The 22,219-nt window shown below is 60.4% G+C and carries 14 protein-coding genes; 7 read left to right on the top strand and 7 right to left on the bottom strand.

The genetic code is table 11. The features are described 5' to 3' along the window. Positions 1-2: 2 nt before the first annotated feature. On the bottom strand, positions 3-524 hold the full coding sequence (locus ACT54B_RS15860; protein ID WP_476046134.1) for a hypothetical protein: 522 nt from the start codon (positions 522-524) through the stop codon (positions 3-5). Next, positions 514-3,144 carry a leucine--tRNA ligase gene (gene leuS, locus ACT54B_RS15855; protein ID WP_476046133.1) on the bottom strand — a complete coding sequence of 877 codons (2,631 nt, stop codon included), beginning with the start codon at positions 3,142-3,144 and terminating at the stop codon, positions 514-516. The genes ACT54B_RS15860 and leuS overlap by 11 nt, the downstream gene beginning before the upstream one ends. Positions 3,145-3,339: 195 nt before the next feature. On the opposite strand from leuS, the gene ACT54B_RS15850 reads away from it, so the two are divergent. Further along, complete coding sequence (locus ACT54B_RS15850; protein WP_476046132.1) at positions 3,340-3,999, top strand: YggS family pyridoxal phosphate-dependent enzyme; 660 nt, start codon at positions 3,340-3,342, stop codon at positions 3,997-3,999. Between the two features lie 187 nt (positions 4,000-4,186). Further along, positions 4,187-6,091 carry a propionyl-CoA synthetase gene (locus ACT54B_RS15845; RefSeq protein ID WP_476046131.1) on the top strand — a complete coding sequence of 635 codons (1,905 nt, stop codon included), beginning with the start codon at positions 4,187-4,189 and terminating at the stop codon, positions 6,089-6,091. Positions 6,092-6,174: 83 nt separating this feature from the next. Here ACT54B_RS15845 and ACT54B_RS15840 read toward each other — a convergent pair whose 3' ends face one another. Next, positions 6,175-6,879, bottom strand: a complete 705-nt coding sequence (locus ACT54B_RS15840) for a DUF1013 domain-containing protein (RefSeq protein WP_476046130.1) — start codon at positions 6,877-6,879, stop codon at positions 6,175-6,177. Between the two features lie 295 nt (positions 6,880-7,174). On the opposite strand from ACT54B_RS15840, the gene acs reads away from it, so the two are divergent. After that, entirely contained in the window at positions 7,175-9,124 is a 1,950-nt protein-coding gene (acs, locus tag ACT54B_RS15835) for an acetate--CoA ligase (protein WP_476046129.1), read from the top strand. An 85-nt stretch (positions 9,125-9,209) separates the two neighbouring features. Here the strand turns inward: acs and ACT54B_RS15830 are convergent, their stop codons facing one another. Together ACT54B_RS15830 and ACT54B_RS15825 are read right to left on the bottom strand one after the other, a co-directional pair. Then, positions 9,210-9,491, bottom strand: coding sequence for an excalibur calcium-binding domain-containing protein (locus ACT54B_RS15830; RefSeq protein ID WP_476046128.1), 282 nt, complete (start codon positions 9,489-9,491; stop codon positions 9,210-9,212). Between the two features lie 89 nt (positions 9,492-9,580). Further along, positions 9,581-9,805, bottom strand: coding sequence for a DUF1674 domain-containing protein (locus ACT54B_RS15825; protein ID WP_476046126.1), 225 nt, complete (start codon positions 9,803-9,805; stop codon positions 9,581-9,583). A gap of 98 nt (positions 9,806-9,903) precedes the next feature. Here ACT54B_RS15825 and htpX point away from each other — a divergent pair, with 98 nt between their 5' ends. From htpX to purH, 4 genes are all read left to right on the top strand, one after another. After that, the gene (gene htpX / locus ACT54B_RS15820; protein WP_476046125.1) at positions 9,904-10,869 is read left to right on the top strand and encodes a zinc metalloprotease HtpX; all 966 of its coding nucleotides are present in this window, start codon (positions 9,904-9,906) and stop codon (positions 10,867-10,869) included. Continuing rightward, complete coding sequence (locus ACT54B_RS15815; protein WP_476046252.1) at positions 10,860-12,269, top strand: RsmB/NOP family class I SAM-dependent RNA methyltransferase; 1,410 nt, start codon at positions 10,860-10,862, stop codon at positions 12,267-12,269. Before htpX ends, ACT54B_RS15815 begins: the two co-directional genes overlap by 10 nt. A gap of 100 nt (positions 12,270-12,369) precedes the next feature. Continuing rightward, positions 12,370-14,055, top strand: a complete 1,686-nt coding sequence (locus ACT54B_RS15810) for a heparinase II/III family protein (RefSeq protein ID WP_476046250.1) — start codon at positions 12,370-12,372, stop codon at positions 14,053-14,055. 77 nt (positions 14,056-14,132) lie between these two features. Further along, positions 14,133-15,749 carry a bifunctional phosphoribosylaminoimidazolecarboxamide formyltransferase/IMP cyclohydrolase gene (gene purH, locus ACT54B_RS15805; protein ID WP_476046123.1) on the top strand — a complete coding sequence of 539 codons (1,617 nt, stop codon included), beginning with the start codon at positions 14,133-14,135 and terminating at the stop codon, positions 15,747-15,749. Positions 15,750-15,797: 48 nt separating this feature from the next. Here purH and ACT54B_RS15800 read toward each other — a convergent pair whose 3' ends face one another. Both ACT54B_RS15800 and ACT54B_RS15795 read right to left on the bottom strand, forming a co-directional pair. After that, positions 15,798-17,192 carry an MFS transporter gene (locus tag ACT54B_RS15800; RefSeq protein ID WP_476046121.1) on the bottom strand — a complete coding sequence of 465 codons (1,395 nt, stop codon included), beginning with the start codon at positions 17,190-17,192 and terminating at the stop codon, positions 15,798-15,800. 48 nt (positions 17,193-17,240) lie between these two features. After that, entirely contained in the window at positions 17,241-22,016 is a 4,776-nt protein-coding gene (locus tag ACT54B_RS15795) for an NAD-glutamate dehydrogenase (protein ID WP_476046120.1), read from the bottom strand. Positions 22,017-22,219: the final 203 nt, after the last annotated feature.

Raw genomic sequence — 22,219 nt, 5'->3', positions numbered from 1 at the left:
GCTCAACGGGACAGCGCAGTGGCGACATCAGCCCTTATCAGTTCTGCCAGTTCGCGGCTTGCGCGGTCCTCGGCGTCGCGGACAGCCCTCTTGTTGGCAAATTCCTGTATGGAGTAGTCCACCAGAGCGACGGCAGAACGGCGCCCGGACTTCAGGACCTGACGGTCGCTTTCGCGGATGACGCTGTAGGTTGCAGATACAGTGACCTTCGCTGCCCGCGCTGTATCTGAAGAGTTGATCAGCAACAGTTTGGCCACGCTGCTGGTCACGGCCAAGTCGACGCTATAATCGGCTTTTTCCGGCTCCCCTGCCCCGCCCGACGTCAGGAATATCAAGCGGTTGCGAACTTCCTGTTCGACACGGGACGTGGCTTCGGAAAAGGAAATCGACGCAAGTTTCGCGGCAGTCTGGCCCTCGCTGTCGTATAGAGGGCGCACCTGGCACGCAGAAAGAAAGCCTGCGCCCAACAGAGCGAAGGCCACGAGCGCATAGCGCCGCACGGTCTTGTTTTCATTAAACGACAATGTTTACGATCCTCTGAGGAACGACGATGACTTTCTTCGGGGCCTTCCCGTCCAGTGCCTGCTGGACCGGTGCAAGAGCCAGAACGGCGGCTGTCACCGCATTCTGATCCGCATCACGCGCGATTGTCAATTCAGCCCTTTTCTTGCCATTGATCTGTACGGGAAGAACAATTTCGTTCTCGGCCACGAGCTTCTCATCGAAGGACGGCCATCCAGCCGTGGCTACCATCCCCGATTTCCCCAGAACTCGCCAGCACTCTTCGGCCAGATGGGGCGTCATCGGCGCGATCAACTGAACCAGGATCATGGCTGCGTCCCGAAGGGCGCTCGACAAGGCGGCACTTGCCTGGCCGCCGGCGGCTGTCGTCAGCGGAGCTGCCAAGGCATTGACCAATTCGTAGATCCGCGCGACGGCCTTGTTGAAGGCCAGCTTGTCATAGTCACCCTGAACGGCCTTCAGGGTCCTGTGAGCGGCCTGGGAGACGGCCAGCGCCTCGCCTTCGGTTCCCGCAGCGGCCGGTACCGCCGTCAGGGCAGGGGCTGCTTCCGAGATCAGACGCCACACGCGCTGGACGAAGCGGTGGGCGCCTTCAACGCCTGCTTCCGACCAGATGACATCGCGATCCGGAGGGCTGTCCGAAAGCACGAAGAAGCGGGCCGTATCAGCACCGTAGGAGGCGATGATATCATCGGGATCGACCACGTTCTTTTTCGACTTCGACATCTTCTCGATCGAGCCGATCTTTACTTCTTCGCCGGATTCCAGATGGAAGGCGCGACGCTTTCCGTCGGTTTCCTCGATGCGGAGTTCCGCCGGGGAAACCCATTCGCGCGTGAGGCCCTCGCCGCGGCTGTAAGTTTCATGCACCACCATGCCCTGGGTGAACAGGCCCTTGAAGGGCTCCTTCAGGTCCAGATGGCCGGTTGCCTGCATGGCGCGGGTGAAGAAGCGGGAATAGAGTAGGTGCAGGATCGCATGCTCGATGCCGCCGATATACTGGTCGACCGGCAGCCAGCTGTTTGCCGCATCCGGATCGGTCGGGTTCTTTTCCCAGGGTGCGGTGAAGCGCGCAAAATACCAGCTGGAATCGACGAAGGTGTCCATGGTGTCGGTTTCGCGCCGGGCATCCTTGCCGCAGCAGGGGCAGGCCACATGCCGCCACGTGGCGTGACGATCAAGCGGATTGCCGGGCTTGTCAAAATCGATGTCATCGGGAAGCTTCACCGGCAGGTCCTTCTTCGGAACCGGCACCACGCCGCAGACCTCGCAATGAATGACCGGGATCGGGCAGCCCCAGTAACGCTGGCGGGAAATCCCCCAGTCGCGCAGCCGGAAATTCACCTTCCGCTCGCCCTGCGGAGCGCCGCGCAGAATCTGCCCGGAAATGCGGCTGGCGACAACCTCAAAGGCTTCTTCGGTCGATAGCCCGTTGAGCTCGCGCGAATTGATCATCACCCCGTCGCCGTCATAGGCGACGTCACCAACCGCGAAGGTCGACGCATCGCCATCGCGCGGCATGACGACCGGGACGACCGGCAGGTCGTATTTGCGGGCGAAATCGAGGTCTCGCTGGTCTCCGGAAGGGCAGCCGAAGATGGCGCCGGTGCCGTAATCCATCAGCACGAAATTGGCGACATAGACCGGCAGCTCCCAAGCGGGATCGAGCGGATGGCGCACCTTCACGCCGGTGTCGATGCCCTTCTTCTCGGCAGTTTCGAGCGCGGCGAGAGAGGTGCCGGCGCGACGGCACTCGTCGCAGAACTGGCGAACGGCCTCGTTTGCCTCGGAAACCGTCTTGGCGAGCGGATGATCTGCGGCAATCGCCAGGAAGGAGGCGCCGTAAAGCGTATCCGGGCGGGTCGTATAGACCGTCACCTCGTCATGGTCTTTGGCGGCATCGCCTGCCACCACGTCCCAGCGGATGGTCATGCCTTCGGAGCGACCGATCCAGTTCTTCTGCATCAGCCGGACCTTTTCGGGCCACTGGTCAAGCGTTTCCAGTGAATCAAGCAGATCCTGGCTGAAATCGGTGATCTTGAAGAACCACTGGGTCAGCTCGCGCTGTTCCACCAGCGCCCCGGAGCGCCAGCCGCGGCCGTCGATCACCTGCTCATTGGCCAGAACCGTCATGTCCTCCGGGTCCCAGTTGACCTTGGAGTTCTTCCGGTAGACCAGACCCTTCTCGAGAAAGTCGAGGAAGAGATGCTGCTGGCGATGGTAGTAATCGACATCGCAAGTGGCGAATTCGCGCGACCAGTCGAGCGACAGGCCCATGCTTTTCAGCTGGCCGCGCATGGTGGCAATGTTCTCATAGGTCCAGGCCTTGGGATGAACCTTGTTCTTCATGGCCGCGTTTTCGGCGGGCATGCCGAACGCGTCCCAGCCCATCGGGTGCAGCACGTTATAGCCGCGGGCGCGCTTGTAGCGGGCTACCACGTCCCCCATCGCATAGTTGCGCACATGGCCCATATGGATGCGGCCAGATGGGTAGGGGAACATCTCGAGGACGTAATATTTCTCGCGCGGATCGTCGTTGCGGGTTTCGAAAACCTTGTCTTCGTTCCATTTCGCCTGCCAGCGGGGCTCGGCGTCGCGCGGATTGTAACGTTCGTTGGCCATGTCGAGAAAATTCCAGAAAATCAGGGATGAATTGGGGCTGACCTTCACCACGAAACCGCCCGAGCGTCAAGTTTTCCAGCCCTGCTGCGGCAAAGTTTGCCGCCTCGCCGGGCATAGCGAGGCTTGGCATCTGCACCGCTCAGGTTTACTCAAGCCCATAGAGATGATGCAAAGCATTCACCAGCGAGGCATGGCATGACGATCGAGGCGCGGCTCAGCGAAGTCAGGGCGAAAATTGCGGCAGCAGAAAAGGCTGCCGGCAGGGCAAGCGGATCGGCAAGGCTTGTGGCCGTGTCGAAGACCTTCGGTGCGGAAGAAATCCGCCCGGTGATTGCTGCAGGCCAGCGTGTTTTCGGGGAAAATCGGGTGCAGGAAAGCCAGGGCAAATGGCCCGAGCTCAAGGCCGAGCAGGCCGATATCGAACTTCATCTGATCGGGCCGCTGCAGTCCAACAAGGCGGCCGATGCGGTCGCCCTCTTCGATGTCATCGAAACCGTCGATCGCGAAAAGATTGCCCGGGCGCTGGCAGCGGAAATGAAGGCGCAAGCGCGCCCTCTGCCCGTCTATGTGCAGGTGAATACCGGTCTTGAGCCGCAGAAAGCCGGCATCCCACCGGAAGAGGCGGTTTCCTTTGCCGGATTCTGCAAGAACGAACTTGGCCTCAACGTCATCGGCTTCATGTGCATCCCCCCGGCGGAGGAAAACCCAGGGCCGCATTTCGCCCTGCTTGCCAGACTCGCAAAGGAAGCGGGTCTCGACAAGCTCTCGATGGGCATGTCTGGCGATTATGAAACGGCCATTGCCTTCGGTGCAACCAGCGTTCGGGTGGGATCTGCAATCTTCGGCGCCCGCTGAAAAGAGGGGAACGAGCCCTCCAATTGCGGCCAAAAAGGCTGAAAGGTAGGAGCTTTCCCCCGGTCCTGGCCTCCTCCCCTGCTTTAGTATGGCTTTCCCTTGCCTCCGTTTCGCCCCTAAATTCGCGCCGATTTCGCGGGGGGCAGCCCCTGCCTGAGCATTCGGGTCGAGGAACCGGGAGGAACATATGGACAGCCTTTACAACCAGACCTACAGCGCATGGAGTGCCGATCCCGAGGCCTACTGGAAGGCACAGGCGCAGGCGATTCACTGGACCCGCCCGCCGGAGGTGGTCTTCGATGCGGCCTCCGGCGTCTATGGACGCTGGTTCCCCGATGGCGAAACCAATACCTGCTACAACTGTCTGGATCGCCATGTGGAAGCCGGACGCGGCGATCAGAAGGCCGTTATCTACGACAGCCCCATGACCGGCGCCAAACAGTCCTTTACTTATGCGGAGGTTCTGCGCGAGGTAGAGGCGGTTGCCGCTGCGATTGCCGCGCTCGGCATCGGCAAGGGTGACCGCGTCATCATCTACATGCCGATGATCCCGCAGGCGGTGTTTTCGATGCTCGCCTGCGCCCGCCTTGGCGCGATCCATTCCGTCGTGTTCGGCGGCTTTGCCGCACATGAACTGGCAACCCGCATCGATGATTGCGCGGCAAAGCTCGTCATTTCCGCAAGCTGCGGCCTGGAGCCCGGCCGCACCGTTGCCTACAAGCCGCTGCTCGACCATGCAGTCGACATGGCGGTACACAAGCCGGAGCATTGTCTGATCTACCAGCGCGACCAGCTGCATGCGCCCCTCCACGCCGGCCGCGACGTGGATTTCGAAACGGCCGTCGAGGCCGAGCGCCAGAAGGGCATGCGCGTGCCTTGCGTGCCGGTCAAGGCCACCGATCCCCTCTATGTGCTCTATACCTCGGGCACGACGGGCCAGCCGAAGGGCGTCGTGCGAGACAATGGCGGCCACATGGTCGCACTCGCCTGGTCGATGAAGAACCTCTATGGCGTCAATCCCGGCGAGGTCTTCTGGGCTGCTTCCGACATCGGCTGGGTGGTCGGCCATTCCTACATCGTGTATGGCCCGCTTTTGACCGGCAATACGACGATCATCTTCGAAGGCAAGCCGGTCGGCACGCCTGATGCCGGTACCTTCTGGCGGGTGGTCTCCGAACACGACGTCAAGGCGCTTTTCACCGCACCGACTGCCTTCCGAGCCATTCGCCGGGACGATCCAGATGGCGAGTACGTGGCCAAATACGATCTCTCGCGTTTCCGCACGCTCTTTCTCGCCGGTGAACGGGCCGATCCGGAAACGATCAAATGGGCCGAGAAGATGCTCAATGTCCCGGTTATCGATCACTGGTGGCAGACGGAAACCGGCTGGCCCATGGCCTGCAATCCCGTCGGTCTCGGCCAGCTCCCGGTGAAATATGGCTCCCCATCGGTCACCGTTCCCGGCTACAAGATCGAGGTACTGGATGACGAGGGCCATCCGGTCGGTCCCGATACGCTCGGCAATGTCGTGGTAAAGCTGCCGCTGCCGCCCGGTTGCCTCGTCTCCTTCTGGAATGCGGACGAGCGCTTCCGCTCCTCCTGCCTCGAGGAGTTTCCCGGCTACTACAAGACCGCCGATGCCGGCTACATGGACAAGGACGGCTATCTCTTCATCATGGCGCGCACAGATGACATTATCAACTGCGCCGGCCATCGCCTGTCGACAGGTGCCATGGAAGAAGTCTGCGCCATGCATCCCGATGTGGCGGAATGCGCTGTCATCGGCATCGCCGACGAGCTGAAGGGCCAGATCCCCTGCGGCTTCCTGGTGCTGAAGAACAAGGTGACGCGCGATGCGGCGCTGATCAAGAAGGAGATCGTCAATCTGGTGCGCGACGAGATCGGCCCGGTGGCCGCCTTCAAGACGGTCATGATCGTCGATCGCCTGCCGAAGACCCGTTCCGGCAAGATCCTTCGCGGCACCATGCAGAAGATCGCCGATGGCCTGCCGTGGAAAATGCCCGCCACCATCGACGATCCCGCGATCCTCGACGAGATCACCGGCCATCTGAAGGCCCACGGGCACGGCTGATCGCCGATACCCTGCCCGTACTCGCTAGCCAAAGAAAAACCCCGCCGAAGCGGGGTTTTTTGATGTCTTCCCGTCAGGCGATCTCAGTAGAGATCGTCTTCTTCGTCTTCCACGGGACGGTCCGACTTCAGCGACTTCAGCTTGGCGAAAACCGCATCGGCGTCGATTTCCTTTTCCTCGTCCTGGCTGTAGTCGAAGCCGCCCTTCTCGGTCTCGTAGGCCGGCTGCAGGGTCGCGCCGAGCTCGGCAGCGGTCGGCAGCGGACGGCTCTTGGCGGCCTTTTCCACTTCCATGTCCAGATCGATCTGGCTGCAGAGGCCGAGCGTCACCGGGTCCATGGCGGTCAGATTGGCCGAGTTCCAGTGGCTGCGGTCACGGATCTGCTCGATCGTCGACTTGGTGGTGCCGACGAGACGGGAAATCTGGGCATCCTTCAGTTCGGGATGGTTGCGCACCAGCCAGAGAATGGCATTCGGACGATCCTGACGCTTGGATACGGGCGTGTAGCGGGGGCCCTTGCGCTTGGATTCCGGTACGCGGACCTTCGGCTCGGAGAGTTTCAGCTTGTGGTCCGGATTGGCTTCGCCGCGGGCGATTTCATCGCGCGAAAGCTGACCGGTGGAAATGGGGTCCAGGCCCTTGATGCCCTGCGCGGCTTCGCCATCGGCGATGGCCTTTACTTCCAGCGGGTGAAGCCTGCAGAACTGCGCGATCTGGTCAAACGACAGCGCCGTGTTGTCGACCAGCCAGATGGCGGTCGCCTTCGGCATGAGCAACTGTTGAGCCATGGATATAGTCCTTCTGTCCGTCCGCGCCGGGGCCGCGGGCCGTGGTGTCACCACACTGATTTCCGGGAAATGCGGAGGCTTATAAACGCAAACGGGTCAAATTGCAATTGTTTGAGCAATGCAATGCATGCATAACGTCGGCGGGTTTTCGGCCATTCGTTATTCCCCAGCCGGTGACCTTTGTCTAATTGCGAGGGCGGTGCATCGTGATATGGTCCGCTCGACAAATGCGAACCGGGGGGTGAGCCCATCAGGAATGGAGCCCGGTCGCCTGCTGTGCCAAGAGGAGGAGTTCATGGCGTCGAAGACGTATCCGGTCCTGAAGTCGGCCAAAGCCCAAGCCCTGATTGATAATGAAAAGTACCTCAAGTGGTACGAGGAAAGCATCGACGACCCGGAAAAATTCTGGGGCAAGCATGGCAAGCGCATCGACTGGTTCAAGCCCTATACGAAGGTGAAGAACACTTCTTTCAAGGGCAAGGCCCAGATCAAGTGGTTCGAGGATGGGCTGACCAACGTCTCCTACAACTGCATCGACCGTCACCTGAAGACCCACGGCAACCAGACCGCCATCATCTGGGAGGGGGACAACCCCTATATCGACAAGAAGATCACCTATAACGAGCTCTACGAGCATGTCTGCCGGCTGGCCAACGTGCTGAAAAAGATGGGCGTGAAGAAGGGTGACCGCGTCACCATCTACATGCCGATGATCCCGGAAGCCGCCTATGCCATGCTCGCCTGCGCCCGCATCGGCGCGATCCATTCCATCGTCTTCGGCGGCTTCTCGCCGGAAGCGCTGGCCGGACGCATCGTTGACTGCGAGTCGACCTTTGTCATCACCTGCGACGAAGGCGTGCGCGGCGGCAAGCCTGTGCCGCTCAAGGAAAACACCGATATCGCGATCGATCTCGCCGCCAAGCAATATGTGATCGTACATAATGTTCTGGTCGTGCGCCGCACGGGCGGCAAGATCGGCTGGGCACCGGGCCGCGACCATTGGTACCACCAGGAAATGGCGACCGTGAAGCCGCATTGCGAGCCGGTGAAGATGAAGGCCGAGGATCCGCTGTTCATCCTCTACACGTCCGGTTCGACCGGCAAGCCCAAGGGCGTGATGCATACGACCGGCGGCTATCTCGTCTATGCCTCGATGACCCATGAATATGTCTTCGACTATCATCAGGGCGATGTCTACTGGTGCACGGCGGATGTCGGCTGGGTTACCGGCCACTCCTACATCGTCTATGGGCCGCTGGCGAACTGCGCGACCACGGTCATGTTCGAAGGCATACCGACCTTCCCGGATCAGGGTCGCTTCTGGGAAGTGATCGACAAGCACAAGGTCAATATCTTCTACACCGCTCCCACCGCCATCCGGTCGCTGATGGGTGCCGGCGACGAATTCGTCAAGCGCTCCTCGCGTTCCACGCTTCGCCTACTGGGTTCGGTCGGCGAGCCGATCAATCCCGAAGCCTGGGAGTGGTACTATAACGTGGTCGGCGAGCAGAAGTGCCCCGTGGTCGATACCTGGTGGCAGACGGAAACGGGCGGTATCATGATCACGCCGCTGCCCGGCGCGACCGACCTCAAGCCCGGCTCGGCCACCCGTCCCTTCTTCGGCATCAAGCCGGAGCTGGTGGACAATGAAGGCAATGTGCTCGAAGGTGCGACCGACGGTAATCTCTGCATCACCGACAGCTGGCCGGGTCAGGCCCGCTCGGTCTATGGCGATCACGATCGTTTCGTGCAGACCTATTTCTCCACCTACAAGGGCAAGTACTTCACCGGTGACGGCTGCCGCCGGGATGAGGACGGCTATTACTGGATCACCGGCCGCGTGGATGACGTTCTGAACGTCTCCGGCCACCGCCTCGGCACGGCCGAAGTGGAATCGGCGCTCGTCTCCCACCATCTCGTCTCGGAAGCCGCCGTTGTCGGCTATCCGCATGCGATCAAGGGTCAGGGGATCTATTGTTACGTCACCCTGATGGAGGGTCACGAGCCGACCGATGCGCTCCGTCAGGAACTGGTAAAGCATGTTCGCACCGAAATCGGACCGATTGCCTCGCCGGACAAGATCCAGTTCGCGCCCGGCCTGCCGAAGACCCGCTCCGGCAAGATCATGCGCCGCATCCTGCGCAAGATCGCCGAAGACGATTTCGGCTCGCTCGGTGATACTTCGACCCTTGCCGATCCGGCCGTGGTCGATGACCTGATCGCCAACCGGCAGAACAAGGGTTAAAAAGCAGAACGGGCGCTTCGGCGCCCGTTCTTTTCTTCGAGGGAAGTGCCCCCGGAACTTTGCCTGGGCCCACTGCTCTTGCCGATTACAGATCGCAACCAATCTCGGCCTCTATTGCCTGAACTTCCGCGCGGCTGGAGCAGACCGTTTCACAGGGAATGCCGTCCTGATCGCGATCGGCGCCGTAATAGCCACCGCACCAAAGAACCACTGCGTCATAGCAAGTGCTGGCCGATTTGCAGGTCAGCCGCACCGGGAGAACCGCAGGGCTTTTTTCCGTCCATGGCGTTCCACGTGGAACATCACCAGCGAGTGCTCCATTACCGGATACAAGTAAAGCTAGCAGAAGTTTTGCGATGCGGTTCATGGCGCCCTCCGAGGTTCCCGGGAGCAAGCATAGAAAACTCGGATCGCGTGTCTACATACTAAATAACCGGTATGGTTGTGGTTGCCTGCTCAAAAATCGATGGCGCGGCCATTGATCTCCCAGTCGCCGAAACGGGACGGATCCGCACCGCCGCGCCCGCCATATTCGGTAGGAGGAGCAGCGGCCAATTCTGCAGCCCTGCGGGCAGCTGCCTCCTCAAGTGCCCGATGGGCGGCCGCGGGCAGCTCCTTCGGCGTTTCCGGGGCCGGATGGGGAATGGCGGTCGGGTTGTTGTCATTTCCTGCGGAAGACATGGACCTGCTCTTTGTTGAAATCTGCGTTACCGTCCCCCAGTTTATAGGGTAAAGCATGGCCAGGAAAGAGATGGTCTGGGCAAAAGGAGCTTCGTTCGATGAACCTCGTGCGTACCGCGATGCTGTTGGCCTTCATGACGGCGCTGTTCATGGGGGTAGGCTATCTGATCGGCGGCCAGAGCGGCATGATGATTGCGCTTCTCTTTGCCGCCGGCATGAATTTCTTTTCGTGGTGGAATTCCGACCGTATGGTTTTGTCGACCTATGGCGCCCGGGAAATCAATGAGGAAAATGCGCCGGAATTTTTCCAGATGATCCGGGATCTCTCGCAGAATGCCGGCCTTCCGATGCCCAAGGTCTTTCTCTATGACAGTCCGCAGCCGAATGCCTTCGCAACCGGGCGAAACCCGCAAAACGCGGCTGTTGCCGCATCAACCGGATTGCTTCAAATGCTGAAACCGGAAGAAGTCGCTGGCGTGATGGCCCATGAGCTGGCCCATATCCAGAACCGCGATACGCTGACGATGACCATCACTGCCACGCTGGCAGGGGCGATTTCCATGCTGGGCAATTTCGCGTTCCTGTTCGGCGGCAGCCGCGATGGCGAGAACCGCAGTCCGCTTGGCGGGCTTGGAGTGCTGGTGGCCGTCATCGTGGCCCCGCTTGCTGCCATGGTGGTGCAGATGGCGATCAGCCGCACGCGGGAATATTCTGCCGACCGTCGGGGCGCGGAAATCTGCGGCAATCCGCTGTGGCTGGCTTCTGCGCTGGGCAAAATCGCGCGGGGGAAGGAGCATTATCCCAATGCCGATGCGGAGCGGAACCCCGCCACCGCGCATATGTTCATCATCAATCCGCTCTCCGGTGAACGGATGGACAATCTCTTCTCCACGCATCCGGATACGGAAAACCGCATAGCTGCGCTGGAGCGCCTGGCTTCGGAGATGGGAAGCGCCTCGACGCCGCGGCCCCAGACTGCTAATCCCACCCGAAAAGCCCGCTCCGTGCCCGATACCGCATGGGGGCGCGGTGATCCTCAGCAGCCCAAAGGACCCTGGTCTTGACCACAGATAAGCATCGCTCCTCCCGTCGACCTGCCAGCTCCAAAGGGGAAAAGGCGAAGGGAGAGCGGGTTGCACCCCGTGCCTCCGCCAAACCAGGACTGGAAGCCCGGGCAGCGGCAGCAAAAATCCTTGCTGCAGTGGTCGATCGGAAAGTGTCTCTTGACGGTATGCTGGATGCCCAAAACGGCAATCCCGCCTATCGAGCCCTCTCCGAACAGGACAGGGCGCTGGTCCGCGCGATGCTCAACGCGACGTTGCGACACCTGCCGCGGATCGACGACGCCCTCTCGGCGATGCTGGAAAATCCGCTGCCCGAAGGCGCAAGGGCATTGCACCATGTCCTTGCAATCGGCGCTGCCCAGATCCTTTATCTGGATATTCCGGATCACTCTGCCGTCGATCTTGCGGTCGAACAGGCCAATGCCGACCCCAGAAACCGGCGGTTTGCCGGGCTGGTCAATGCGATCCTGCGTCGTTTCGGCCGTCAGAAGCAACAGATCCTCGATCGTATGGCGGCTGTCCCGTCCATACCCGCCTGGTTCTTCGACAGATTGTCAGAGGTGTATGGTTCCACCGAGGCCCAGCGGATTGCCGAGGCCCAGCTCACGCCCGCTTCAATTGACATTACCGTCAAATCCGACCCGGAGCAGTGGGCCAGCACACTGGGTGGCGTCGTGCTTCCGACCGGTAGCATACGCCTGAAACCCTTCGATCATCCCGTCCCGCTCCTGCCGGGTTTCGAGCAGGGCGAATGGTGGGTTCAAGATGCTGCCGCCACCCTGCCAGCTGCCATATTCGGCGATCTGAAAGGGCGTCGCGTCGCCGATCTCTGCGCAGCGCCTGGCGGAAAGACCGCGCAGCTTGTCCAGGCCGGGGCCATCGTGACGGCGCTCGACCAATCGGCAAGCCGCCTCAAACGACTGCGGACCAATCTCGACCGATTGAAGCTCGACGCTACGCTGGTCGAAGCGAACATGCTGGACTTCCAGCCTGATGAACCCTTCGACGCAGTCTTGCTGGATGCGCCTTGCTCTTCCACCGGCACCACCCGCCGCCATCCGGATGTGCTTTGGACCAAGGGTCCCGCAGACATAGAAAAGCTGGCACAACTTCAAGCAAGAATGCTCCGCCACGCCTGCGATCTCGTTCGCCCGGGAGGTACCATCGTATTCTCCAACTGTTCGCTCGATCCCTTGGAAGGGGAGGATATGGTGTCGAACCTGCTGGCGGAGAGGGCTGATCTGGAGCGCATACCGGTAGATCCTGCGGCATGGCCGGGACTTGAGGACGCAATCTCGCCCGATGGAGCATTCCGTACAACGCCGGCGATGCTCGCCGACCTCGAGGGTGTCGCCGGTGGCCTGGATGGCTTCTATGCCGTCGCTTTGCGGCGCCGATAAGGGAGCCAAATACGGCGGCGCAATTGATAAATTCAAATCATGCCTTGAAATGGTGGGTGCCCCCGCGCATTGTCCCGGGGCGGGAATCAACTGTGACGGCATGCGGATCTTATCAGGCGGACAACTTTATCGGGCATATCTAACGGAGGCAGCTCGTCGGTTCCGTCGACGCATGGCATTGTTTCAATTGCGTTATTTCCGCGGTGCCGGGCGAACGCCGGACCGTCTCATCGTGGCGCCGACGGATCTCCGTCCGATCGATGCTTATGTGGCAGAAGAAATTCTGGAGGGCCGGTATCCTCTTGCGGGCCGGCTTCTGGAAACGAATGGTACCTCCCCTTTCTTCCTGGAGCTGCCGACCCGTGCCTTTGCGCTTCGGTTGCACGCCTTCAGCTGGATACGCCATCTCCGTGCCATCAAGACCCCGCAGGCTTCGACCACGGCACGCTCTATTGTCAATCAATGGCTGTCGACCCATGGGCGGGTGATTGATGGGCTGGCTTGGGAACCCGAAATCGTCGCCTCGAGGGTGATTGCCTGGCTCAGCCATTCCCCGGTCTTGCTGAGCGGAGCGGACACCGTTTTCTATCGCCGCTTCTGCAGAAGCCTGGCCTATCAGGGCCGCTATCTGGAGCATATGTGCGCCAGCTGCGTGGACCCGGAAACCCGGTTTCGAATTCGCATTGCCCTTGCGATGCTGGTGCTTGCGGTTCCCTCCAGAGCGGCCCAGATCCGACGGGCTTCCGCGCGGCTCGATGACGAAATCGAGCGCCAGATTCTGCCCGATGGCGGACATGTCTCGCGCAATCCCCGCACGACGCTCGATCTGTTGCTGGATCTGCTGCCGCTGAGACAAACCTATATGAATCTCGGTCACGATATGCCGGCACGGCTGATATCGGGCATAGACCGGATGTATCCTGCCTTGCGGTTTTTCCGTCATCAAAGTGGGGACCTGGCGCTCTTCAACGGTGCGACGGCAACACTCGCCAATGAGATGATGGCGGTCCTCCGGTATGACGAAACAGCCGGGCAACCGTTCAAAGCCCTCCCTCATATGCATTATCAGCGAATGACGGCCGGTCAAACGGTCGTCATCGTCGATTCCGGGATGGCGTCCGATCTGGAAACGTCGCGCACGGCCCATGCGGGCTTTTTGTCCTTCGAAATGTCGGCCGGGAAGAACCGATTTATCATCAATGCCGGATCGCCGCGCTTTGCCAGCAACCATTATCGACAGCTGGCGCGGACGAGCGCTGCACATTCCACCGTCATTCTCAACGAAACGTCCTCGGGACGTCTTTCGCCTTCGCCCTATCTCGGGCCGGTGATGGCGGAGCACCCCGATCATATTCGGGTCCAGCGGGAGGAAAACGAAAGCGGCGACGATTGCCTGGGTCTCAGCCATGATGGATATGCCGGCCTGTTCGGGCTGGTTCACCATCGGCATTTGCGGCTGTCGAAAAGCGGGACCAGGCTGGGTGGGCGCGACTTTTTCCGAAGGCCCGACGGCGCAGTGCCTGGGCCGGAGGAGACAGCCATGGCTGTGGCCCGCTTTCACGTGCATCCCGCTATCGACCTCATTCAGGCCAGCCGGGATTCCGTCTTGCTGAAAGCTCCCGATGGGGAGGCCTGGCTTTTCTCTGTCGAAGGACAGGAAGTGTTGATTTCCGAAGATATCTTTTTTGCCGACGCCTCCGGCATTCGTGCGTCCGAGCAGCTCGAAGTCCATTTTCCGCTGAATGCGGGTGCCGAAATCGACTGGCAACTCCTTCGGCAGCGATAGGCCGGTTTCCTCTTTCCGCCCGGTGTGCTAGGCGACGCCAGACCAGCGTTGAAAGCGGCTAGCGGCAGGAGAGACCCATGGCCATTGCATCGAAAAAGATCCCCGCCCCGGATAAGGTGAAGATCCGCACAGCCCTTCTCTCGGTGTCGGACAAGACCGGCATCGTCGAGCTTGCCCGATCGCTTCATGAAATGGGCATCCGGCTTCTTTCCACCGGCGGCACCCATAAGGCGATAGCGGCCGAGGGCATTCCAGTCACCGATGTGTCGGAGATCACCGACTTCCCGGAAATCATGGACGGACGTGTGAAGACCCTGCATCCAAAGGTGCATGGCGGGCTCCTGGCCATCCGGGACGACGAGGAGCATCAGGCTGCCCTGAGGGAACATGGCATCGGGACGATCGATCTCCTTGCGATCAATCTCTATCCTTTCGAAGAGGTTCGCGCCAAAGGAGAGGACTATCCGACAACGGTCGAGAACATCGATATCGGCGGCCCAGCAATGTTGCGTGCGGCCGCCAAGAACCATGCCTATGTCACCGTTCTGACCGACCCCTCCGATTATCCGGCGCTGCTGCAGAGCCTCCGCTTCGACGATGGCTGCACCTCGTACGACTACCGCAAAAGCCAGGCTGCAAAAGCCTTCGCTCGTACCGCAGCTTATGATGCAGCCATCTCGAACTGGTTCGCTGACGCGCTCGATATCGAGACTCCGCGCTATCGCACCATCGGCGGCGTCCTGAAGGAAAAGATGCGCTATGGAGAAAACCCGCATCAAAGCGCCGGCTTCTATGTTACCGGGGAAAACCGGAAAGGCGTGGCGACCGCTACCCTGCTGCAAGGCAAGCAGCTCTCCTACAATAACATCAACGATACCGATGCCGCCTTCGAGCTGGTGTCCAGCTTCCTGCCGGAAAACGGTCCCGCCTGCGCCATCATCAAACACGCCAATCCTTGCGGTGTCGCGGTCGGCTCCACATTGGCCGATGCCTATCGCCGGGCACTTGCCTGCGACCCGACCTCCGCTTTCGGCGGGATCATCGCGCTGAACCAGATCCTCGACGCGGACGCTGCGGAGGAAATCATCAAGCTGTTTACAGAGGTCATCATCGCGCCGGAAGCGAGTGCGGAAGCGGCAGCCATCGTTGCACGCAAGCCGAATTTGCGGCTGCTTGTCACAGGCGGATTGCCCGACCCCCGCGAGCGCGGGCTTTCGGCAAAGACCGTGGCCGGTGGGCTTTTGGTCCAGACACGGGACAATGGCATTGTGGAGGATCTCGATTTGCGCGTCGTTACCAAGCGCCCGCCGAGCGAAGCCGAGATCGTCGACATGAAGTTCGCTTTCAAGGTGGCCAAGCACGTGAAGTCGAACGCGGTCGTCTATGCCAAAGACGGAACCACCGTCGGTATCGGCGCCGGGCAGATGAGCCGCGTTGATTCTGCACGGATTGCCGGCATCAAGGCGGAGGAAGCCGCCCGGCTCATGGGACTGGAAAAGCCCCTGACCATTGGTTCTGCCGTCGCGTCGGAAGCGTTCCTTCCCTTTCCGGATAGCCTCCTTTCCATGGTGGAAGCGGGCGCAACGGCCGTCATCCAGCCTGGCGGTTCCATGCGGGACGATGAGGTCATCCGGACCGCCGACGAGCATGGCATCGCCATGGTCTTCACCGGCATGCGTCATTTCCTGCATTGAGCAGAAGAGACTGTTTCAATCGGGAAAAGGCCGCGGTAGCGGCCTTTTTCACGTGTCGTCCGAAGCGGTCGCCGGATAGGGCGTCGTCATGAGGACCAGAAGGCCGGCGACGAGGAAGAAAAGCAACGTGGCCATGCCCATGCGGGCCGAAGCCGCTGCATAGGTGACGAGCGAAAAGGCGAGCGTGGCCATGAAGCTGGTTGCTCTACCCGAGAGCGCATATATGCCGAAATAACGCCCTGCCTCATTCAATGTCACGCTGCGCGCGAGGTAGGAGCGGGACGAGGCCTGCACGGGTCCGAAGGAAATTCCGATCAGTAGCCCATACAGAATATAGGCCTTTTCTGCTGCCGTGCCGAACACGCCGCCGTTATCCTCCATCGAGAGGGGAAGGAACCCAAAGAGCGTATAGCCTGGCCCGGTCGAAATCACGCCCAGTGTTGCGGCGATCAGCAGGAGAAGGCACACCATCACCACCCGTTTCGATCCTACACGGGCATCCAGCCAGCCGGCTATCATGTTGCCGAAGATTGCCACGACGTTCAACATGATGCCATAGAGCCCGATTTCCATCGTCGCCCAACCGAACATTCCGGCAGCGAACGTGCCGCCAAGGATCAACAGGCCATTGACGCCGTCCTGGTAAAGCATTCGCGCGATCAAGAAGCGTAAAATTCCCTTTCGGTGCTTTAGCTCGCCGAGCGTTTTCTTCAGCTCCAGGACGCCACGGGAAATGGCGGCCCGCATCGGAAGACCCTTTTGCGCGTCGGGGGTAAAGAAAAACATCGGCAGAATGAAAAGAAGATACCATCCGGCCGAGATCGGTCCGGTTATGCGCGCATCCTCTCCCGTCTTGGGGTCCAGCCCGAACAGCGGATCGCCGCCAAGCAGGGTTTTTCCTGTTTCGAGGCTCCCGGCCAGGAAGGCAACGACGAAAATCAGGACGATCATACCGCCCAGATAACCGAGACCCCAGGCAATGTTGGACAGTCGGCCGACTTCCTCCTTCGGAACCAGGCGCGGCATCATCGAGTCGTTGAAAACGATCGAGAATTCGGCAGCGATCGACGCCAGGATCATGGCGATTACCGGGACCACCAGCGGTGAACCCGGCGCTGCCTGCCAAAGGGCGCAGAGGCTCAGGATCTTGATCAGCGCAAATCCGGCAATCCACGGCTTCCTCGCCCCTGACTGATCGGCAATCGAGCCCAGAACGGGAGAAAAGATCGCGATGATTACCGAGGAAATCGTTGCCATGTTGCTCCACATGGCCTGCGCCCCGATCGGATCACTGGTCAATCGAGCGACAAAATAGGGTCCGAAGATGAAGGTGGTTACGACGGTAAAAAAGGGCTGGGCTGCCCAGTCGAACAGCATCCAGCCCCATATGCCCCGTCGAGGCACTTTGCTTACCGCCCCTGCCCCGTATGTAGCATCCGTCACGTCATGCCCCCGCATCGCTTAACCGGTGCGGGGACTGTGTCATTTCGCTCAGGTCAAAGCAAGGTCGGCGAGCAAGCCGGCCGCTACGGTCAATTTGGCGACGGACGGTTCGCCGCTGTCACTCACGGCCTTGAGTTCGGCGGACAACCGGGCTGTCCGGCCTATGTCGGCCTGCAGCCATGCATCCAGAGGTGCCTTGTCCTTGCGATGACCTGCCAGCGCACCGATCACGATCCGCTGCCGGGCGGCAGCAATCTGGTCACGGGCTCTGGTCAGCGCCATCGCTTCATAGGCGTCATTGGCAGTGACATGCGTTGCGGCAGACAGGAGGCGCCCGATATGGAACCGCTGTGAAGCCGACATGTAAATCTCGGAGGCTCGAGCCAGACTGTCGCCGGTCCGTTCGCAAATCTGCATGATCTCCGGAATGATGAGGAGCGCCCGCAATTCTGCCACTTCCGCGGCCAGTTGGGGTGGAATGCCCGCTGACACAAAGCCGGATTCCGTTTCGGCAATTTCTACCGAGAGATCTGCCGGCATGATGCCGCGCAAACTGGGCTTCAGGGCCTTCACCGCCTGAGCAAGTTTCAAACTCGCCTCCTGCATGGTCAAGCCAGCGGTGCCGTTCTTCAGAAGCAGTCGTGTCAGATCGGCGAAAACGGCGCCGATTTCGGCATAGAAGCGGTTCTGTGCCTCACCCGAAACCTGACCATCCAGCTTGTCCGCCTCATTCCAGAGCCGGGCAAAATCGAACCCTTCACGGGCAAGCATGGCAGCACGGACCACGTCGGGCGGCGAAGCACCGGCATTTTCGGCAAGATTGACGACAAAACCCGGCCCGCCACGGTTTATCACTTCATTGGCCAGCAAGGTGGCGATGATCTCCCGGCGCAGCCTGTGTCCGGCAATGTCCCGGGCATAGGTCTTTTGCATTTTGGCGGGGAAATACCGGGTCAGAACCGGATTGAAGATGGGATCATCCGGCAGTTCGCTTGCGATCAGCTGATCGAAAAGCACCAGCTTGGCATAGGAAAGCAAGACGCCGATCTCGGGTCGGGTCAGAGGCTTGCGGACGGCATAGCGTTCGGCGAATGTTGCGTCGTCCGGCAGCATTTCCACCTTGCGATTCAGCTGGCCCGCAGCTTCGAGCACATCCATCAGCCGCCCCAGTTCAGGACCGTTGGCCACTCCTTTTCGAGAGATCAGGGAAATTGCCAGCGATTGAAGGTAATTGTTCCTCAGAACGAGGGTCGCAACCTCATCGGTCATGGAGGCGAGAAGCTGGTTGCGCTTTTGCCGCGTCAGGCGTTCATCGCGCATCGCCGAAGCCAGCGCGATTTTGATGTTCACCTCGACGTCAGAGGAATTGACGCCGGCGGAATTGTCGATCGCATCGGAGTTGCACCGCCCGCCTGACAGGCAGTAGGCAATACGCCCCTTCTGCGTGACGCCCAGATTGGCACCCTCGCCGATCACTTTTGCCCGGACTTCGGTGCCGAGCACGCGGATGGGATCATTGGCTCGGTCGCCCACTTCCGCATCGGTTTCACCGGGGCCCTTTATGTAGGTTCCGATACCGCCAAACCAAAGCAGATCGACCTGGCTCTTCAAGATTGCGGTCATGATCTCGAATGGTGTCGCGATGGTCTTGTCGAGGCCAATGGCCGCGGCTGCCTCATTGGTCAGCTTGACCGATTTTTCCGAACGGGAGACGATCATGGCCCCCTTGGACAGAACGGCGCGATTGAAATCCTGCCAGCTCGAGCGCGGCAAGTTGAACATCCGCTGCCGTTCCGCAAAAGTGCGGGCCATATCCGGGTCGGGATCGATAAAGATGTCGCGATGGTCGAAGGCTGCGACCAGCCGGATCTTCGGCGAGAGCAGCATGCCATTGCCAAAGACGTCGCCAGACATGTCACCCACGCCGGCCACGGTGAACGGCGTGGTCTGGATATCGATATCCATCTCGCGGAAATGTCGCTTCACCGCCTCCCAGGCGCCGCGGGCGGTAATGCCCATCTTCTTGTGGTCATAGCCGGCAGAGCCGCCCGAAGCAAAGGCATCGTCAAGCCAGAAGCCGGCTTCCTGCGCCAGCGCATTCGCCGTATCGGAGAAGGTCGCGGTCCCCTTGTCGGCGGCAACGACGAAATAGGGGTCGTCACCGTCCAGCCGCACCGTATCCTTTGGCGGCACAACGTCCTGACCATCGATATTGTCGGTGATCGACAAGAGCGTACGAATGTAGGTCTTGTAGGCATTGGTGCCCGCGGCGAAGATTTCGTCGCGGCTGCCGCCCGCCGGCAACTGTTTCGGGAAAAAACCGCCCTTCGCACCCACCGGGACGATGACCGAGTTCTTTACCTGCTGCGCCTTGACCAGGCCAAGCACTTCGGTCCTGTAGTCCTGGGCGCGGTCCGACCAGCGCAAGCCGCCGCGAGCAACCTTGCCGAAGCGAAGATGCACCCCTTCGACCTCGACGCCATAGACGAAGATTTCGCGGAAGGGCCGTGGTTCCGGAAGGCCCTCGAGGAGATGGGGGTCGAGCTTGAACGCCAGCATCGGGTTCGGAGTGCCATCGGCGCGGCGTTGGAAATAGTTGGTTCGCAAGGTCGCCTGGATCAGGTTGACGTATCGGCGCAGAATACGGTCCTCGTCGAGGCTCGGTACGGCGGCCAGCGCCGCTTCGATCTCTTCCAGATGGTCCGCAGTGCGTTTGACGCGGCTCTTTTCCGACAGCTTCGGGTCCAGACGATCGTGAAACAGACGGAAGGTTGCATCAGCAATCGCCGGGTATTTAGCCAGAGTCTCAGCGATGTAATCCTGCGAATAAGGAATCCCGGCCTGCCGGAGATAGCGGGCCAGCGCCCGAAGAACCATTGTCTGTCGGGCGGTCAGACCTGCCAGGAGCACCAGCCGATTGAAGGTGTCATTGTCGATCCTACCATGGAAGGCATCCAGAAAGGCTTCCGTCAGTGCCCCGCCGTGGCGCTCCAGGTCGACCGGTTCGCCTGTTTTTGGCTCAAGCTCCATCACGTGGAGCACCACGCGCCCTTCCTTGCCATCCAAGCCCTTGCAATCGATATCGAATGTTCGTTCGCTGATGACGTTGAATCCCAGATGTTCCAGCAGCGGAACACGCCTGGACAGAGCCAGGTCGGTCTTGGCATGAAACAGCCTCAACGTCAGAAGCTTCGGGCTGTCCGGCCGAGGCTTGAAGGCGATGCTGACCGGAGAACCGGTGAAGCAAGCCACAATATGCTCGAGATCGGCGACGGTTTCCTCCGGCGTAAACGCCTCTTCGAAGGCCTGGCTGACGGAAATGCGGGGTGCATCCTCTCCGGCCAGAGACTCGAAACGCTCCGCCCATCGGGCCGTAATCTCCCGAATGGCCTGTTCCAGTTTGCCCTGCGGAATACGCGGTGTCTTTCCCCCGCTGCGGCCGATGATGAAGTGCACGCGCGCGACGCCCCCTTCCGGGAAAGCCGGATAGTAGGCAGAAACACGGCCGTCATAGATGGTCTTCAAATAGTGTCCGATGCGCTCGCGGACGGCGGAATTATATTCCTCGCGCGGGACGTAAACGAGCACGGAGACGAAGCGATCAAAATGGTCGATTCGGGGCAGAACCCGAACCCGCGGTCGATCCGACAGATCGTTGATCTGTTCGCAGAAGCCGGCCAGCTGGCCCGGTTCGATCTGGAAGAGGTCATCGCGGGGATAGGATTCCAGCGTGTTGGCCAGCAATCGGCCAGAATGGCTGGCAGGATCGAAGCCGAAATGGTCGATAACCTTCTCGACCTTGCGGCGCAGCAGGGGAATCTGGGCTGCCGATCCGGTATAGGCCGTGGATGTGAACAGGCCCACCACCCGCAATTCGCCGATCACGTTGCCCGCCTCATCGAAGCGCTTGATGCCGACATAATCCATGTACGCCCTGCGGTGGACGACCGACTTTACATTGGCTTTCGTGACGATGATGAATTCCGGTCCCTGCAAGAACTCCAGGATTTCCGGCGTGGTGGTCACCGCATCCTTGCCCTGACGGAGCACGAGTACATCCGGATCGGCGAGGATGCCGAGCCCGCGGCCCTTGCCGCGCTCGACCTTCGCCTTGGGACCCTTGCCCGAATAGATGTATTCGCGCATGCCGAGAAAGGTGAAGTTGTCGCGACGCAGCCATTCAAGGAAGGCAAGGGTCTCATCCCGCTCAGCCTTCCGGCGGCCCGCCTGATGGGCGCGGAGCTCATCCACTGCGGTTTCGAGCAGCGACAGCATGGGTTTCCAGTCGGCAATGGCGCTATGGACCTGTTGCAGAACATGTTCCACCCGCTTTACCAGCTCTGCCGCCTGCGCAGGCGTGACGGGGGCCAGATGCAGCTGGATGTGGCTGATGGCGCGGGATTTGTCGCCGTCCTTTTCGGGATCGAAGGCAGAAAGCGTTCCATCCTCCGCCTTCACGACAATCGGATGGACCGCCAGGAAAATATCACGATGGGTGGAGGTCACTTCACCCATGACCGAGTCATACAGAAACGGCATGTTGCGATCCGTGACGCTGAGAACCGAAACCGGAATACCCCCGGGTTCCACGCCCTCGACCGGTCCCATCACCACCCGTGCCTGGTTGCCGTCCCACTGGTCGACCTCGCGGGCCGCATGCCGGGCCGCTTCAGCCAGCATCTCCGGACCGAAGGCTTCCAGATCGTCATTGCTCGCATGGCCGAAGAGAATGCCGGGATCCAGGTGACGGCTTTCCGAAGCCGTAGAGAGCTTTCGGGCGTTTTCAACGAGCTTGTCACGTTTCGGATGATTGCGGGCTCCCATGGGGTCTCCTCCTAACCGGGAATCTGTCTGGGCATGGTTTCGCAGAATCACGCCTATGCACTAGACATAGCGGGCAGTTCGCGCATTTTTTGACCAAAATTTCGATTTTTTACCTTCTAAACTCCATTTTTCCGCGAATTTCTTAAAAAATAGCGCCTGGTTTTGAGATTTTGTTTAAATTGGCTCAGAATCGAGGGCGTCTT

The organism is Gellertiella sp. DMC107, from assembly GCF_056313605.1.
Note: the sequence above shows the minus strand (reverse complement) of the source record. Positions and strands in the feature narration are given on the sequence as shown.

Coding starts and splice junctions, on each gene's coding strand:
- ACT54B_RS15825 (WP_476046126.1), bottom strand. CDS start 9,805: ATGTCTTCCGCAGGAAATGACAACAACCCGACCGCCATTCCCCATCCG.
- ACT54B_RS15795 (WP_476046120.1), bottom strand. CDS start 22,016: ATGGGAGCCCGCAATCATCCGAAACGTGACAAGCTCGTTGAAAACGCC.
- ACT54B_RS15850 (WP_476046132.1), top strand. CDS start 3,340: ATGACGATCGAGGCGCGGCTCAGCGAAGTCAGGGCGAAAATTGCGGCA.
- purH (WP_476046123.1), top strand. CDS start 14,133: ATGGCCATTGCATCGAAAAAGATCCCCGCCCCGGATAAGGTGAAGATC.
- acs (WP_476046129.1), top strand. CDS start 7,175: ATGGCGTCGAAGACGTATCCGGTCCTGAAGTCGGCCAAAGCCCAAGCC.
- ACT54B_RS15840 (WP_476046130.1), bottom strand. CDS start 6,879: ATGGCTCAACAGTTGCTCATGCCGAAGGCGACCGCCATCTGGCTGGTC.
- ACT54B_RS15830 (WP_476046128.1), bottom strand. CDS start 9,491: ATGAACCGCATCGCAAAACTTCTGCTAGCTTTACTTGTATCCGGTAAT.
- leuS (WP_476046133.1), bottom strand. CDS start 3,144: ATGGCCAACGAACGTTACAATCCGCGCGACGCCGAGCCCCGCTGGCAG.
- ACT54B_RS15845 (WP_476046131.1), top strand. CDS start 4,187: ATGGACAGCCTTTACAACCAGACCTACAGCGCATGGAGTGCCGATCCC.
- ACT54B_RS15810 (WP_476046250.1), top strand. CDS start 12,370: ATGCGGATCTTATCAGGCGGACAACTTTATCGGGCATATCTAACGGAG.
- htpX (WP_476046125.1), top strand. CDS start 9,904: ATGAACCTCGTGCGTACCGCGATGCTGTTGGCCTTCATGACGGCGCTG.